This is a genomic window from Pseudoalteromonas sp. MEBiC 03607 (assembly GCF_004792295.1).
Taxonomy (GTDB): Bacteria; Pseudomonadota; Gammaproteobacteria; order Enterobacterales; family Alteromonadaceae; genus Pseudoalteromonas; species Pseudoalteromonas lipolytica_C.
In genome coordinates, this window is sequence record NZ_SRRY01000001.1 from 1125417 (window position 1) to 1141470 (window position 16054).

A 16054-nucleotide genomic window follows, 5' to 3' on the forward strand; every position below is an offset into this window, starting at 1 on the left:
CAGAACAAAAGCTTGATGCGATGGACTTTGATTACGACCTTGATCATGGAAGTAAAGTGATAATGTCACAACCAATTATTGACGCTAAATTAGGTATTATCGATAAGTGTAATAGAAAGTCACCTTTTTCTGCAGCGGCAGTTTCTTTAGTAAAGACAAAGTTAGCTGAGCCATGGTTGCAATCAGTTATACCAAATTTAGATTTGACTCCATAAGGAAATAAGATGCCGAGGTATTGTGGAAACAGAAATTCAGAACATCTATTAAAAAACATAAAAGAGTTTAAGCAAAACTGTTTAATTGAAGGTAAATCTCTATTAACAGATTCTGTTATTTGGACAAGTGAATACTGTGAAGAATTAACGAAGTATTTTGTAAATAATCCAAATGCAGGTAAGGGCGACTTTTTTACAAAGCTTGAAACTCAGTTAGCAGATGCTTCAGCTAATGCTAAACTACTTGTCGCTGAAATGCTGTGGTTAATGTTTTTATGCCCAAGTAATACAGGTGCAGCATCAAAGCGCGGGAGTGTTGAGCGTGTATTTGCTTGGAGTGGCTACAAAATAGACGAAGCCATAAAAGAGCGTTATTTATCTGACAATGCGCTTACAGGTGTTGGTAGCTCAGGTACGGCCTACAATACAATGCGTTGGCGCGAGTTAGTGTATTTAATTCGTTTTACAGAGTCGTTTTTAAAGCTGGATAAACCTGAAAAAAAAGAACTATTAAATAACCACATTAAATTTGCCCAGTGGTTAGAACAAGTTCCTGATAATGAAAACCGCCAACTCCGTCATATGCTGTTGTTTTTATTCTTCCCTGATTTTAATGAACGCATATTTGGTAATACCGATAGATGCTCAATACTAGTCACTCTAGCTGGCCTTACTAAACCCCAATACAACAAAATGAAGTGCAGTGAAAGAGATGCTGCGCTTTTAAAGCTGCGTAAAAAATTTGAACAAGAGTTTGGCACAACAGAGCTCGATTACTATATTGAGCCGTTAAAAAGTAAATGGAAGAATACAGAATTAAACACTGTTACAAATGTGCAAGAACCTAAAGAGGGCTACACAGTGGAAAAAACAATTAATAATACCACCAGCAGTTTAAACCAAATACTTTATGGGCCACCGGGCACAGGTAAAACCTACAACACAATAAATAAAGCGCTTGAAATAGTAGACCCTGACTTTTTAGCTCAACACAAAAATGACCGCACTAAAGTCAAAGATCGCTTCGATGAGCTTATGGAAAAAAACCGCATAGGCTTTGTTACGTTTCATCAGAGCTTTAGCTATGAAGACTTTGTTGAGGGGTTAAAAGCCAATAGTAACGAAGCCCAGCAGATAAGCTATGAAATTGAAGATGGTATTTTTAAGCGAATGTGTGATGCTGGCAATGCTCATACAGTTATATCTCAGCAAAAGCGCCCCGTAGATATAACAGGACGTAAAGTTTGGAAAATGTCTTTAGGTGATACGTTGAGTGATGATGCATACATATATCAGCAATGTATTGAGAATAATTATGTTTTATTAGGCTATGGCGGCAATATTGACTTTAGTTCTTCAAAAGACAGGAAGTCGGTTGTAAGTACATATAATAATTACGGTATTAATATAGAAAATGAAAGTAACGATTACAGAGTTACTTCTGTTCACAGTTTTAAGAATGTCATGGCGATTGGTGATCTGATTATAGTCTCAGATGGAAACCGTAAGTTTAGAGCAATAGCAGAAATTATAGGCGAATATGAATACGCCCCTTCAGCAATTGATGATGAAAGTTACTCTCAAAAAAGGGAAGTGATTTGGCATCGAGTCTATGAGCCTTCGTTACCAGCTGATGAATTATTTACTAAGAATTTATCTCAGATGACTTTGTATAGATTACGAGAGCCTGTGCTTATAAGAGACAAACTTATAGAGCTACTTTCTGGTGATGATTTAAATAGTGACTCTATTCCTTCACTGTCAGTGGGATCTAAAGTTTCAACTTATATGGTTGAAGGTATAACAAGCGAGATTATTAGATTGAGAAAGCCTAATGGTGCTCTGCTTCCAATGCCGCGAGTTATTGTCGATGAACTTGTGCATTTAGTTAAACAAGGAAAAACTTCTATCAGCGATATCCGTTCTAAAAAAGTGTTCGACTGGAACAGTAGTACTGAAATGGAAAAATATATTGTTAACGGATATCCAAATGTACTTGCACCATTAGTTGAAGCAATTGTAAATCATGGTATTAAAAATAAAGTGTTTAACAACTCAGAAAAACGAGTGTTGATTATTGATGAGATTAACCGAGGTAATATCTCTAACATTTTTGGTGAATTGATTACATTAATCGAACCTAGCAAGCGTGCTGGTGGCTCCGAGTCATTATCGGTGAAGTTGCCTTATTCAAAAGAGCCTTTATCAGTTCCTTCAAATTTACATATTATTGGCACTATGAACACGGCTGATAAATCTTTGGCGCAGGTTGATATTGCATTACGCCGCCGTTTTGAATTTGTGGAGATGATGCCGAATCATGAATTACTCAATCATCTTGAAGTCGATGGAATTGAAATAGCAAAATTGCTAGAAACCATTAACCAGCGAATAGAGCTTTTATATGATCGTGAACATACCATTGGGCATAGTTTCTTTTTACCTTTAAAAGATGAGCCAACAATTGAGCGATTAGCAAAAATATTTGAGCTAGAAATCCTTCCTTTACTTGAAGAATACTTTTTTGAGGACTGGGAACGCGTAGGCCAAGTATTAGGTGACCACTTAAAAACAGATACAAGCTTGAAATTTATAGAAGAAAAGTTTACCGACACTTCTATTGCTAACCTCATGGGGGCTGAATGGCAGCAGGAGGGGATAATACCTTATAAGCGTAATGTTGCGGCGTTAAATAATCCTGAAGCGTATATAGGTGTTTATGAAGCGCTCTAAACTCAATGATGTAATTGTTAGAGAGTATGCGCTTTTGACTAATGGTGGTGTTGATAGCAGTATTGATTGCCATTCAATTCCCAAGAGTGCTTTTGAGTGGCTGTTAGTTAATGGTGTTAGCCAGAGTGAAAAGCAGCGTGAATTAATTAAAGTAAAACGACATGGTAAAGCGGTTGCATTACAAGTTGTGAACTTTGTTGGTGTACTCGAAACTCCTTGCAAAACCCGAATTGAAATTTTGCCTAAAATATCTACTCATGACAGCTGCCCTTATAACTCGCGCAAAATATTAATGAAGATGCTAGCGAGTGTTGAAAAATTAAAATTACAAGAGTTTCAACAATCGCATTTAGAAGTGTTGAAACAGCCGCTGTATGAGTTGCTAATTAGTCATTTTTTGAATGCAGTATCTAAATTAGTAAAACAAGGTATACGCAATAAATACCAACGAGTTGAGCGAGAAGCGACTTATTTAAAGGGGCAGTTGCTAGTAGCAAAACAACTTCGGCAACGACCGGGACGTAATCATCACTTTCATGTTTCTCATGATGTTTTCACATCCAATAGAGCTGAGAACAGGTTAATACACTCATCCTTAAAGTTAGTTTTAAAGTGGTCAAGATCTAGCGCTAATCAGCGCTTAGCGAGAGAGCTATTGTTTGTATTCAATGAGATTGATGAATCAAAAAATATATCAAACGATTTTAGAAGTTGGAAGACTGACCGAAGTATTGCGCACTATCGCCCACTTAAACCATGGTGTGAGTTAATTCTTAGTTATAAATCACCCATAGCCATGATTGGTAATCACAAAGGAATTTCTTTTCTATTCCCAATGGAGAAATTATTTGAGCGTTATGTAGCTAACCAGTTAGCTAAACAACTACCATCAGCTTTTCGTTTGAAAGAGCAGCCTTCTACTTTCGGTTTGGTTGAGCATAAAGGTGATGAATGGTTTAGGTTAGAGCCTGATATTGTTATCTACGATAAAATCAAAACAGTGACTGTGATAGATACAAAATGGAAACGTTTAAATGAGTCGCTGGGGAATGCTACTGATAAATATAATCTAAACCAATCTGACATTTACCAGTTATTCTCATATGGTGAAAAATACTTGCAGGGCAATGGTGAGCTTTATTTGGTTTATCCTAAGTATGATGGTTTCAAATCTCCTTTAGGTGACTTCCATTATCATAAAAACTTAAAGCTTAAAGTTGTGCCATATGACTTAGAGAGTGATAGTTGTTCTATTGATTTTACTCGTTATAGTTTTGAAAATGTTACCGCTGGTAGCATTTAAATATAAATTTTTTAAAAGTTGAAATTTACACTCTTTCCCCCCCACCACAGCGTCTATTTAGTTTGGCATGATTCTCTCCGTTGTTAGGAGCACCTAACAATAAACTTTATTTTTGGAGAAATATAATGACAAAGAAAGAAACCCCAATGACTACCGGTGCTTTGGCCCGTATTCAAAGACATGAAGCTAAGCAAAATGGTGGCGGTGTTGATTCTAATGGTTTTGCTGCTCGCGCAGCTAGAGCAGCAAACAAAAACCAACAAGGGAGAAAATAACATGGCTAAACATGATGATGACAATCGTTCACAGCAGCTAAACCCTGAGCATGACGCTTATTGGCAAAGCCGAGGTGAAGATGAGCGCCCTGATGATTGGGAAGAGCGCCTAGACGATTAATTGCAAAAGCAAAGGCCATCTAATTTGAAGTTAGATGGCCGAATTCTCGCGTTCTGAATAGTATTTAAAGTAAGCAGGATATTGCCCAATAACCTCATTGAAAATAGGAATGACTTTTTCGCTGTAAGTTTGTTCAAAGCATTCTTGTATTTTTGTATCTATCCCACGGCTAATCCTGAAGTATACGAGTAATGCTGAAGAATCTAAATCACATAAATTCGCGCAAATTGCACTTACAAACCTTTCTAACTTTAGAAAGGAAGGTAAGTTCTTCCCGTTACGCCAATCTTTTAGTTGTTTGTATTGTCTATCTTTCAGGGGCTCGCAACTTTCAGAGTCATTTAATTGAGAGTTTTCAATAGGTATAAAGCTTGCCAGGTGTCTCCAGCTAATTGGTTTTATTTTCGATGATATAAATTTTTTTAGCTCTATAAGTAAAGCATCGAAACAGCCGTTAGCTTCGTCAGATTCAATTAATGTATTAAGTACTTTAGTAAAGAAACTTGAGTATTGTTTATCTTTATAAGTTTCATCTAATCTCTCGTAGTAGGATTGAAGACCTATTTCATAGTTGGCAATTGCAGATAAATAGAAATCAAATGTTAAATAATAAGATGCTCCTGCAATAGCTAATGTTTCATCGAATGTATAATTTTCTCTTCTTTTATCGGACTTAAAAAACTCATCTAGAACTTCGAGCTGTCTGGATGGCACTAAGCTTTGTGCATGCCAATGTGTTTTTTGTAATAGCCAAATATCCTTAGGATCATTCTTATCAATAATTTTTGATTTTGCTTTTCTATGAATTTCACTCATTAATAAGTAGTCAGCATTAGAACGTTCTTCAAGCCAGTCCATTAATACGTTTAATTCATTATCGCTTTTATTAGCCATAAGGCTGAGTTTATAACTATCAACACACGAATAGAAATGGCTTGCATTTGAGCCAACTACTACAGCTTTATAATTTTTCTTGAGAAGTTTGGGGTTAAAAATGTGGACAATACTAGGTGACAAGGACATAAACCAATTTTCAATTTTTTTGAAGGTAGGCTTCCCTATGCCTTTAGTTGATAAAGTCGAAATAGAACTTTTACTTACTGGTAGTTCAGCTCCATAAAATGACTGAGCATAATCAATAATACCTCGAAAGTTATTTGGGAAATGTAATAAATAAGCTACTTCATCAAAAGATGGGAGGTAAGCACTTTTAAAGTTAATTTTTTTAAAAACATATTTGTTACCTTCATTAGGTTTGAGCATATTAGTCCTTTACTTCGCCCTGAAAGATAACTTCAGAGCTTTACTCATTTAATATAAATATTCAATAAACTATGCGATGAATAGAAACCGTCAACGGTTGACGGTTTCTATAAATGCTTAATATTAAGCATCTATGTGCATACCTAACCAAGCATTATCTAACAGAAAACAGATACCTCAAATAAGTGTCGTAAGCTTTCTACAGATGTATGAAACCCTGAGTTGAGTAAAACCGTCAACGGTTGACGGAACTTATGGCAGTTTAATATTTGGTTTCAAATGACACCTAAAATTAGTCTAGTAGGGGTTCTATTGACGTTTGAAAGTTGGCAAAAAATAAAGCCGTCAACCGTTGACGGAATTTATGAAAGCTTTAAATTTAGTTTTTCATGACATGAAAATGTGCAGGCAGGTTTTCTAAAATGTAAGAAAATTCAGCTCTTACTGAGTCGCAATTGAAACCGTCAACGGTTGACGGAACTTATGGCAGTTTAATATTTGGTTTAAAATGACACCTAAAATTAGTCTAGCAGGGGGTCTATTAACGTTTGAAAGCTGGCAAAAAGTAAAGCCGTCAACCGTTGACGGAATTTATGAAAGCTTTAAATTTAGTTTTTTATGACATAAAACTGTGCTGGCTGGTTTTCTAAAATGTAAGAAAATTCAGCTCTTACTGAGTCGCTATTAAAACCGTCAACGGTTGACGGTTTTTAGAAGCTAAATTTAAACCCTTTTTTTACATGAACAAATTTCCTTTCAGCTTCGCTCATAGGCTGGTGGAAATAAGGCCCGTTAGTAGTAATTGTGTATTTATGGGAAGATAGATGTTTTGAGTCATCATTCTTGTAATAAGAATCAAGTGCTGATTGAACAATAATGAAACCATCTGCGCCGTAGGCTTTCTACAGATGCATGAAAACCCTGAGTTGCGCAAAACCGTCAACGGTTGACGGTTTTTAGAAGCTAAATTTAAACCCTTTTTTTACATGAACAAACTTCTTTTCAGCTTCGCTCATAGGCTGGTGGAAATAAGGCCCATTAGTAGTAATTGTGTATTTATGGGAAGATAAATGTTTTGAATCATCATTCTTGTAGTAAGAATCAAGTGCTGATTGAACAATAATGAAACCATCTGCGCCGTAGAATTCTAAAATACGATATTTAAAACTCTCCAAAGCTACTCTGGATTCTTCTATTAGCTTATTGAAATCATCTAAATTAACCACCTCGTGATTTACAAGTTCACACAGTTCAATAAAACTTTGCTGTGATTGTGCTAATAAATTCTCGTCAACTTCTTTAGTGAGGTACCAAGTATATCCATCTTTTAAAGCGTTAGTTTTAATAGCTAACTTGCCTTCAATTGTTTTAGCCCCTGTAGAGCGTCCGCCATGAAGTTTGCATCTACCATTTCGTTTGTTGCCTTTACGCTTGCAAGGTGAACCACTACGAGTTTTCGCACCGCACAAAGGAAGGTTTTCAAGGTTATATCTAGTCATATTTGTTACCTAGCTACAGTGATCGGTTTCGGTATAAATCTTCGGTTCATAGGGTTTGTTTTCCCCGCAGTCGTTTGTTGTTTCTAAAGTATACGGTGTGTGTGCTTTACCTAGGGGGAAATCATTTAATTTCAATTTGTTAGCCTTTTCTGTTAGTGGTGTAGTGGGACTGTGATCAGTTAAAAAGCTATGTAAGTGATCGCTTTTAATGGCATTGACTCTATAAAACTCACTATTTTTGCTGCAAAGTGATCGCTCTTTTGATATCAAAATTCTTCGGTTCATGGGCTTTTGATAACAAAGGTGATCACTTTTATCTTGAGTTTTATGTGAAGGATTTAACCCACCAGCCACATCTTTGATGGCTCTCATTTGTTTAATATTTTTCTGGTAAGTTAATGCTGGGTTGACTAATAGAGAGTCGTTTGAATTACTTTCAAATTGAGGGTTTGAATAGGCTAGTTTGCTATAAATAAACTTACGCGCCCTACAATTAGATTCTTTCGTATCTAATTTAGTGAAGTAACTTAACCTGTACATAGCTGGCTCAATTGAGAGTTTGTTACCTCTGTAAATCATATAAAATGGATTCTCGACATATGAGGCTATCCCTAACAGCTGTTCTTCCCAATCTTTTTTGATGTTAGCTGTTATTGAGGAGCTATGATGGGCTTTATGACCACTTAATAAAAAAGCTAGGTGGTAGTGTTGTTTTTCAGAGCTGTTACGTTCTCTGGTTGCAATATAAGTAACTTGGCATTTATATGCTTTAGTAAGCTGCGTTTTTTGTTCTTTAATAAACTTTAAAAACTTGGAGTTATCAGCTGAGTACTTATTAGGTTTTAAGTCTATTCTAATAACAATTACTTTTGAGTAATGTGACAGCATTTTTTCTACTAATTGAAATAAGTTGTTTAAAGCAGTGTTATTTTGTTTTTTACTTTTTGGCTTATAAACTTTGTAACTATGATTTTTGTATTGAAAGTTATATGAGTTATTTTTTGTTATTGAAAAGGACATATTCAACCATTCTTTCTATATTATTTAATATCCGCGACTGTTCAGGCTGGTGAGAGCGATACTTTTTTCAGTTATAACAACTACTTTAAAGATATTGATAGCGCCAAATGCCTTTGCTTTTTTAGATCAATTTGTAGCAAAGTGCGTCATCAGGTGGTAAAAAAAAGCAGGCTGTTAACCTGCTTTATGAGCTCGCTCTGAAATCCATCTATCTATATCGTGAAAATGCCATAAAGAGCGACCATTAATGATTTTTGCTGGTGGCGGAAAGTTTCCTGACTTGATCCACCTTCCAAGAGTAGAACGGCTTACATTAAGTAATTTTTGCAACTCGGGCTTTTTTATTAGACGCGCATTATCTATATACATAGCAATATCAGGTAGCTTCTTATCGCTCATTGATGCTGCGCTCCATATTTATTACTTCGCGAGATTTTACAAAGTCTAAGAGCTCACTTAATAACCAACAAACTCTATCGCTATCGGCATGAAGCTTTCTTCTTTTTGGAAACAGGCCTTTTTTTTCTAAAGCCCAAGCGCTAGTTCGAGATACAGACGTTATTTTAGCTCTCTCTGCTTCTCTGACTAAACGGTCAGTAAATTGTGTTGGTGGTGTAATTAGTTGGTTCATAGAGGTTTCCCCTGTTCACTTTTATTCGATGGGGAAATATTATTTGTTTGGATGGGGCGTAATTACCCCCATAGATTGATATGGGGTAATTAAAGTATTTAATCTGTTGATTTAGTTGATATTTTGTTTTTGTAATTCTCGTAAACCCATTCTCTTACTTTTCTTAAAGATGGCGCATTAGCTTGCTTTCCTTTTTTTCCTGCATACCCATATGATTCATTGATATATTTTTTTATAGATTTATTTGCAGGGTAACTAATCGTGGTTTTTGAAAATAAATCATTAATGGCCTCGGCTAAATTTGATCTACTTGCTAAATGCATATATGGGTCTTTTTGGATGTCTCTTACTATCTGTTGGATTAGCTTAATGAAAGGCTGCCAAGCTCTTGGTGTTGTGCTCCCAGCTTTTTTTCGATCGATAGTATTCTTCTCCGTAGCCCTAAGTGCATAAAGATGTTCTACAAAATCATTATGTTCCTGTACTCGAGAGCCAAGCGTAAACATTTCGTGCATTAGTTTATTAAGCCAAAATTTGTAGTCTTCGTTAGACTTATCTGGAAGTACTCTCAGAATGTCTTCCACCAGCATCGCCTTGCGTTTAATTGACTCTTTTTCCAATAACATAATATCTTGGCCAAATTCGTCTTTAGGTAAATTATTAATAGAAGATATAATTAAATTTGGTTTATCTAAGCCTATAGGAGATACGCTTTCTTCATAATTTGCACACTCAATATCATTCTTATTGATTTCTCTAACTTTTTGTGTGTCAACTAATAGCCGCTTTGACTGAATTTTTAGCGACTCCCGCGCTATACATTGCGGAAAAATACTGTATTTATCCATCTTACTTCTCCTCAGATATTAAGTTGATTTTTGCTAAGGGAAGTATTCTTTGAGCTAGTGTACTAGCAATTTCTCTCCGTTCTTCGAGGTAATCATATCGGTTATAAATTCCGGCAACCCCCTTAATACTGTGATTGAGGTATCTAGTTACTTTGTTGCCCTCATACCCAAGCTCAGCCAACAAGCTTCGACATGTTCTTCTTAAATCATGAAGGGTAAAGTGTTTTACTCCTTCTGCACCGAGTAAATTTGGATATTGTTTTTTGCTAACTTTACTTCCGAACATTTTCCCTAACGCGTGATTCAAAGTATCGTCACTTATATGTCCACTGTTACTTTTTTTCCTAGCAGGAAATAAGTACTCAGATCCGCAGGACCTTTCTTTTATTTCTTTAAATATTGGCATTACTTCTTTAGGTAATGGGATTTTTATATCTGATTTTTTTTTATTTCTTATACCTAAATCCCAGACATTTTTGCTAAAGTCGAACTCGCTCCACTTTGCTTTAGTTAACTCGGTTTTTCTATTTCCAAAAATGATAAGTAATATAATCAGTAAATAGTTATCATAAGTGAATATACCTAAGTTACCTCTTAAGACGTTTAATGTGATTTCAATTTCTTGGAAACTTAAAGCTCTGTCTCGACTTTTAGTAGGGCCTCCAGCATCTGACTCTTTGAATGCTGATGCTGGATTTCTCTGTGTAATGTCTAGTTTATTAGCATGCTCAAAAAGATGCTTAAAAAGGTAAAGTGTTTTATTAGAAATAGAAGGGCGGCCGTCATCATTTATTATTTGAATAATTTTTCGGATATCTGTTGCCTTTACATCTTCTACTCTTAGATTGCCTATATAAGGCTTAACTCCTCTAATGTATTGGCGAAAAGGTATATTTGGGTTTTCAAGTTTTTTGCTTTTTTCTTTATACCAATCATTGAACAAATCATTCATAGTGATGATTTCTACTTCGCTTTGACGAGCTCTTTCTGCTAAAGGATCGATGCCATTCTTTATTTGATGTTTTATGATGGCTGCTTCAGCTTTTGCCTCGGCAAGTGATTTCTCAGGAAAGCCTAACCCTGAAAGTGTCATAAATCGGCGGTTACCATTTATTGTATAGCGAAGTTCCCAAGCGCCCCCATTTTTTGATTTGTTTGGTTTTATATATAACCCATCACCGACATTAAACCTGAGAGTTGCGCAATTTTTTATATTTGCTTTTATTTCTTTAACGTTCATAAATTCTCATTTTTAGTGGTTGCCAAAATGCATTTGGTAACCAGTTTGGTAACCACTTTAATTAATACAATATGTAACCATTATGAACGATTGAAAACAAAAAACCTAGCAAAGGCTAGGTTTTTTAATGGTTTATAAACATATTGAAACAAGGTGAAACCTTATTCAATGTTCTGAATTTGTTCGCGCATTTGCTCAATTAACACTTTTAATTCTACCGCTGCATTGGTGATGTCACTGTTGATAGACTTCGATGCTAATGTGTTTGCTTCTCGGTTAAACTCTTGCATCATAAAATCTAAGCGTCGGCCACATGCACCACCTTTCACTATAATTTTCTTTGTTTCTTTAACATGCGACTTTAAGCGATCTAGCTCTTCAGCTACATCTTGCTTTTGCGCTAGGTAAATAAGTTCTTGCTCAAGACGTGATTCATCAATGTCTGTTTTCAATTCTTCAAGTTTTTGATTTAGCTTTTCACGTTGCCATTTAGCGATTTCTGGTAAGTGCCCCTCAACAATGGCAACTTGCTCTAAAATTGCATCAAGGCGAGTAGTGATCATTTCTTGTAGGTTTGCACCTTCATCACCGCGAGCTTGTTTGAAGTCTTCAATTACTTTGTCAAAACCTGTAATCAGCGCTGTATTAACGCTATCCATATCGAGCTCTTCGGCTTCCATAACGCCAGGCCAACGCAAAATATCAACAGGATTAATGTCACCATTACTCTGTTGTTGCACCCATTGTGCGCTTTTAATTAGCTGCTCAGCCAGTGATTCGTTAATCGTTAACTCACCAACATGAGCTGGATTTGCAGCAAACTTTAAGAAAACTTCAACTTTACCGCGTTGTAAGTGTTTACGTAAACGCTCACGAATAACAGGTTCCATGCCACGAAATTGCTCAGGTGCGCGGATAAAAGTCTCAAGGTAACGTTGGTTAACTGAACGAATTTCCCAAGTGCCAGTGCCCCATTCGCCTTTAATTTCGCGACGCGCATAAGCTGTCATGCTGTGGATCATGGATAATTTCCTAGTGTTATTTATATTCAAAGTTGCTTGATTATACCGTATCAGCTTTTAACCTCTAGCGTAAATTTTCTGAAATCGGCTTTTCAGATACAGTTAATTATGTAAATCACATGGCATCTGCCACCACATCGACTTATAATGTGGCAAATTCAGAATTAAGGGGATCGTTAATGCGTCCAAGCGAAAGAACACCTAATCAAATTAGACCGGTTACATTTACACGTAATTACACTATGCATGCTGAAGGCTCAGTATTAGTAGAGTTTGGAAACACTAAAGTTTTGTGTACAGCAACTGTTGAAGCTGGTGTACCACGCTTTATGAAAGGCCAAGGTAAAGGTTGGGTTACGGCTGAATACGGTATGTTACCTCGTTCAACACATACTCGTAATGGTCGTGAAGCGTCGCGCGGTAAGCAGGGCGGTCGTACAATGGAAATTCAACGCTTAATTGCACGTGCACTTCGTGCTGCAGTTGATTTAAAAGCGTTAGGTGAAAACACCATTACTATCGATTGTGATGTAATTCAAGCTGATGGCGGTACACGTACAGCATCTATTAGTGGTGCGTGCGTTGCGTTAGTTGATGCACTCACTTACATGCGTAGTAAAGGTATGATCAATTCAAACCCACTTAAGCATATGATTGCTGCAATCTCAGTCGGTGTATATAAAGGCCAACCAATCACAGATCTTGAGTACCTAGAAGATTCTGAAGCTGAAACAGATATGAACGTGATTTTGACGGAAACAGGCAAAATCATCGAAATCCAAGGTACAGCTGAAGGTGAACCTTTCTCATTCGACGAACTAGATGAGCTACTTACATTAGCTAAGCACTCAATTCGTGAAATTATCGACGTTCAAAAGCAAGCATTAGCTTAATAAAGAAGTAGGTTTATTAGTTATGAAAGATTATCAAAAAGAGTTTATTGAATTCGCACTTGAAAAGCAGGTGCTTAAATTTGGTGAGTTTACTTTAAAGTCTGGCCGTACTAGCCCTTATTTCTTTAACGCTGGTTTATTTAATACTGGTCGTGACCTTGCACGTTTAGGCCGCTTTTATGCAGCTGCACTTGAAGATGCTGGCATTGAATACGATGTATTATTTGGCCCTGCTTATAAAGGTATTCCAATTGCAACGACTACTGCGGTTGCTTTAGCTGATCACCACGACAAAGATGTGCCTTACTGTTTTAACCGTAAAGAGAAAAAAGCACACGGTGAAGGTGGTACATTAGTAGGTTCTGAACTTAAAGGGAAGATCATGTTAGTCGATGACGTGATCACTGCGGGTACAGCGATTCGTGAATCGATGGAAATCATTGCAGATAATGGTGCAGACTTAAGTGGCGTTTTAATTGCTCTTGACCGCCAAGAGAAAGGCAAAGCTGAGTTATCGGCTATTCAAGAAGTCGAGCGTGACTTTGGCACTAAAGTTATCTCGATTGTAAAACTAGCTGACTTAATTAGTTACCTAGAAGCGAAAGGTACAATGGATGAGCATTTAGCGGCTGTAAAAGCATACCGTGATCAATACGGCATTGCATAACAACTAAAAACGCGAATTTTTTAAAAGCCCAGCTATGTTGCTGGGCTTTTTTGTTTTTAGAGCGTTGTGCTTTTATAGCCTTAAATACAGCTAAAAGTTACTAAAGCGTTAATAAAGTTTCTCTTTTGTACTGTTTAGACTAAAAAGGATGCAAAAGGTAGTTTTTTTAAAGTTTTCTCAAAAAAGTGCTTGCGTTAATTCGCTGCATCCCTATAATGCGCATCCACCGACACGGCGGACTGCTTACAAAAAAGCGAAACGACGAGTTGGTTGAGTCAAGTAAGACTGAGTTTTGAAAAATTAAACTTTTCTCAAAATTAAGTGTTGACAAAAATAACGGCTTGCGTAGAATGCACAGCCCTTGAGACGCAAAAGTATCTCAAAACGTTCTTTAACAATATAAAGCAATCATCTGTGTGGGCACTCGTACAGGTTGAGTTCTAACAGCAGATTCTAGTTCGCTAGATGACGCAAACAAATTTAGAGTCTCAATTGAACTGAGTGACCAACGGAAACAAGTTTACTTGTTTCAGCACAGTCAATTCGATATCGAAAGATATCAAAATTCAGAATTCATTGAGCATGTCCTTCGGGACAGAAAAAACTTTTAATTGAAGAGTTTGATCATGGCTCAGATTGAACGCTGGCGGCAGGCCTAACACATGCAAGTCGAGCGGTAACAGAGAGTAGCTTGCTACTTTGCTGACGAGCGGCGGACGGGTGAGTAATGCTTGGGAATATGCCTTATGGTGGGGGACAACAGTTGGAAACGACTGCTAATACCGCATGATGTCTACGGACCAAAGTGGGGGACCTTCGGGCCTCACGCCATAAGATTAGCCCAAGTGGGATTAGCTAGTTGGTGAGGTAATGGCTCACCAAGGCGACGATCCCTAGCTGGTTTGAGAGGATGATCAGCCACACTGGGACTGAGACACGGCCCAGACTCCTACGGGAGGCAGCAGTGGGGAATATTGCACAATGGGCGCAAGCCTGATGCAGCCATGCCGCGTGTGTGAAGAAGGCCTTCGGGTTGTAAAGCACTTTCAGTAAGGAGGAAAGGTTAAGTGTTAATAGCACTTAGCTGTGACGTTACTTACAGAAGAAGCACCGGCTAACTCCGTGCCAGCAGCCGCGGTAATACGGAGGGTGCGAGCGTTAATCGGAATTACTGGGCGTAAAGCGTACGCAGGCGGTTTGTTAAGCGAGATGTGAAAGCCCCGGGCTCAACCTGGGAACTGCATTTCGAACTGGCAAACTAGAGTGTGATAGAGGGTGGTAGAATTTCAGGTGTAGCGGTGAAATGCGTAGAGATCTGAAGGAATACCGATGGCGAAGGCAGCCACCTGGGTCAACACTGACGCTCATGTACGAAAGCGTGGGGAGCAAACAGGATTAGATACCCTGGTAGTCCACGCCGTAAACGATGTCTACTAGAAGCTCGACTCTTCGGAGTTGTTTTTCAAAGCTAACGCATTAAGTAGACCGCCTGGGGAGTACGGCCGCAAGGTTAAAACTCAAATGAATTGACGGGGGCCCGCACAAGCGGTGGAGCATGTGGTTTAATTCGATGCAACGCGAAGAACCTTACCTACACTTGACATACAGAGAACTTACCAGAGATGGTTTGGTGCCTTCGGGAGCTCTGATACAGGTGCTGCATGGCTGTCGTCAGCTCGTGTTGTGAGATGTTGGGTTAAGTCCCGCAACGAGCGCAACCCCTATCCTTAGTTGCCAGCGATTCGGTCGGGAACTCTAAGGAGACTGCCGGTGATAAACCGGAGGAAGGTGGGGACGACGTCAAGTCATCATGGCCCTTACGTGTAGGGCTACACACGTGCTACAATGGCGCATACAGAGTGCTGCGAACCTGCGAGGGTAAGCGAATCACTTAAAGTGCGTCGTAGTCCGGATTGGAGTCTGCAACTCGACTCCATGAAGTCGGAATCGCTAGTAATCGCATATCAGAATGATGCGGTGAATACGTTCCCGGGCCTTGTACACACCGCCCGTCACACCATGGGAGTGGGTTGCTCCAGAAGTGGATAGTCTAACCTTCGGGAGGACGTTCACCACGGAGTGATTCATGACTGGGGTGAAGTCGTAACAAGGTAGCCCTAGGGGAACCTGGGGCTGGATCACCTCCTTATACGATTTAGAACTTATTTGTTCGTAGTGTCCACACAGATGATTGTTAGTTAGCTAAACCCTTTGGTTTAACTAATTAATATGCTCTTTAAAAATTTGGAAAGCTGATATTAAAATTCTTATAGATACTTGTATCTATAAAGAGTTTTCAAAAGTAAAAATATGCCAGTTAATCA

General features: G+C 37.9%; 14 protein-coding genes and 1 rRNA gene. 7 read left to right on the plus strand and 8 right to left on the minus strand.

The window, feature by feature from the left end:
• The first annotated feature begins 62 nt into the window (after positions 1–62).
• The 4 genes from E5N72_RS20590 (at position 63) to E5N72_RS20595 (ending at position 4526) form a co-directional block, all read left to right on the plus strand.
• The gene (locus tag E5N72_RS20590) at positions 63–215 is read left to right on the plus strand and encodes a hypothetical protein (protein ID WP_168246696.1); all 153 of its coding nucleotides are present in this window, start codon (positions 63–65) and stop codon (positions 213–215) included.
• Positions 216–482: 267 nt separating this feature from the next.
• Complete coding sequence (locus E5N72_RS20700) at positions 483–2948, plus strand: AAA family ATPase (RefSeq protein ID WP_240704496.1); 2466 nt, start codon at positions 483–485, stop codon at positions 2946–2948.
• Entirely contained in the window at positions 2935–4251 is a 1317-nt protein-coding gene (locus E5N72_RS05140) for an McrC family protein (protein ID WP_135923519.1), read from the plus strand. Before E5N72_RS20700 ends, E5N72_RS05140 begins: the two co-directional genes overlap by 14 nt.
• Before the next feature lie 125 nt (positions 4252–4376).
• Complete coding sequence (locus E5N72_RS20595) at positions 4377–4526, plus strand: hypothetical protein (protein ID WP_168246713.1); 150 nt, start codon at positions 4377–4379, stop codon at positions 4524–4526.
• 151 nt (positions 4527–4677) lie between these two features.
• Here the strand turns inward: E5N72_RS20595 and E5N72_RS05145 are convergent, their stop codons facing one another.
• From E5N72_RS05145 to E5N72_RS05180, 8 genes are all read right to left on the minus strand, one after another.
• Positions 4678–5910 carry a hypothetical protein gene (locus tag E5N72_RS05145; RefSeq protein WP_135923520.1) on the minus strand — a complete coding sequence of 411 codons (1233 nt, stop codon included), beginning with the start codon at positions 5908–5910 and terminating at the stop codon, positions 4678–4680.
• Between the two features lie 956 nt (positions 5911–6866).
• The gene (locus tag E5N72_RS05150) at positions 6867–7409 is read right to left on the minus strand and encodes an HGGxSTG domain-containing protein (protein ID WP_135923521.1); all 543 of its coding nucleotides are present in this window, start codon (positions 7407–7409) and stop codon (positions 6867–6869) included.
• 9 nt (positions 7410–7418) lie between these two features.
• Positions 7419–8429 (minus strand): inovirus-type Gp2 protein, encoded by a 1011-nt coding sequence (locus E5N72_RS05155; RefSeq protein ID WP_135923522.1) that lies wholly within the window; start codon positions 8427–8429, stop codon positions 7419–7421.
• 174 nt (positions 8430–8603) lie between these two features.
• Positions 8604–8828, minus strand: a complete 225-nt coding sequence (locus tag E5N72_RS05160) for a helix-turn-helix domain-containing protein (protein ID WP_240704497.1) — start codon at positions 8826–8828, stop codon at positions 8604–8606.
• Positions 8818–9060 carry an AlpA family phage regulatory protein gene (locus tag E5N72_RS05165; protein ID WP_135923523.1) on the minus strand — a complete coding sequence of 81 codons (243 nt, stop codon included), beginning with the start codon at positions 9058–9060 and terminating at the stop codon, positions 8818–8820. Before E5N72_RS05165 ends, E5N72_RS05160 begins: the two co-directional genes overlap by 11 nt.
• Positions 9061–9158: 98 nt before the next feature.
• Positions 9159–9908: a hypothetical protein gene (locus E5N72_RS05170; RefSeq protein ID WP_135923524.1), complete on the minus strand. Its 750-nt coding sequence runs from the start codon at positions 9906–9908 to the stop codon at positions 9159–9161.
• Between the two features lies 1 nt (position 9909).
• Positions 9910–11148: a site-specific integrase gene (locus E5N72_RS05175; RefSeq protein ID WP_135923525.1), complete on the minus strand. Its 1239-nt coding sequence runs from the start codon at positions 11146–11148 to the stop codon at positions 9910–9912.
• A gap of 161 nt (positions 11149–11309) precedes the next feature.
• A complete protein-coding gene (locus E5N72_RS05180) occupies positions 11310–12170 on the minus strand; it encodes a YicC/YloC family endoribonuclease (protein WP_135923526.1) in 861 nt (286 codons plus the stop codon).
• Positions 12171–12349: 179 nt separating this feature from the next.
• Between E5N72_RS05180 and rph the strand changes: the two genes are divergently transcribed.
• The 3 genes from rph (at position 12350) to E5N72_RS05195 (ending at position 15879) form a co-directional block, all read left to right on the plus strand.
• A complete protein-coding gene (gene rph / locus E5N72_RS05185) occupies positions 12350–13063 on the plus strand; it encodes a ribonuclease PH (RefSeq protein ID WP_063699765.1) in 714 nt (237 codons plus the stop codon).
• Between the two features lie 22 nt (positions 13064–13085).
• Positions 13086–13730 (plus strand): orotate phosphoribosyltransferase, encoded by a 645-nt coding sequence (gene pyrE / locus E5N72_RS05190; RefSeq protein ID WP_036973002.1) that lies wholly within the window; start codon positions 13086–13088, stop codon positions 13728–13730.
• 608 nt (positions 13731–14338) lie between these two features.
• Positions 14339–15879 (plus strand): 16S ribosomal RNA (locus E5N72_RS05195).
• Positions 15880–16054: the final 175 nt, after the last annotated feature.

Excerpts from the sequence above, each read along its gene's own strand:
- E5N72_RS20590 (WP_168246696.1), top strand. The coding sequence starts at position 63 with ATGTCACAACCAATTATTGACGCTAAATTAGGTATTATCGATAAGTGT.
- E5N72_RS20700 (WP_240704496.1), top strand. The coding sequence starts at position 483 with ATGTTTTTATGCCCAAGTAATACAGGTGCAGCATCAAAGCGCGGGAGT.
- E5N72_RS05140 (WP_135923519.1), top strand. The coding sequence starts at position 2,935 with ATGAAGCGCTCTAAACTCAATGATGTAATTGTTAGAGAGTATGCGCTT.
- E5N72_RS20595 (WP_168246713.1), top strand. The coding sequence starts at position 4,377 with ATGACAAAGAAAGAAACCCCAATGACTACCGGTGCTTTGGCCCGTATT.
- E5N72_RS05145 (WP_135923520.1), bottom strand. The coding sequence starts at position 5,910 with ATGCTCAAACCTAATGAAGGTAACAAATATGTTTTTAAAAAAATTAAC.
- E5N72_RS05150 (WP_135923521.1), bottom strand. The coding sequence starts at position 7,409 with ATGACTAGATATAACCTTGAAAACCTTCCTTTGTGCGGTGCGAAAACT.
- E5N72_RS05155 (WP_135923522.1), bottom strand. The coding sequence starts at position 8,429 with ATGTCCTTTTCAATAACAAAAAATAACTCATATAACTTTCAATACAAA.
- E5N72_RS05160 (WP_240704497.1), bottom strand. The coding sequence starts at position 8,828 with ATGAGCGATAAGAAGCTACCTGATATTGCTATGTATATAGATAATGCG.
- E5N72_RS05165 (WP_135923523.1), bottom strand. The coding sequence starts at position 9,060 with ATGAACCAACTAATTACACCACCAACACAATTTACTGACCGTTTAGTC.
- E5N72_RS05170 (WP_135923524.1), bottom strand. The coding sequence starts at position 9,908 with ATGGATAAATACAGTATTTTTCCGCAATGTATAGCGCGGGAGTCGCTA.
- E5N72_RS05175 (WP_135923525.1), bottom strand. The coding sequence starts at position 11,148 with ATGAACGTTAAAGAAATAAAAGCAAATATAAAAAATTGCGCAACTCTC.
- E5N72_RS05180 (WP_135923526.1), bottom strand. The coding sequence starts at position 12,170 with ATGATCCACAGCATGACAGCTTATGCGCGTCGCGAAATTAAAGGCGAA.
- rph (WP_063699765.1), top strand. The coding sequence starts at position 12,350 with ATGCGTCCAAGCGAAAGAACACCTAATCAAATTAGACCGGTTACATTT.
- pyrE (WP_036973002.1), top strand. The coding sequence starts at position 13,086 with ATGAAAGATTATCAAAAAGAGTTTATTGAATTCGCACTTGAAAAGCAG.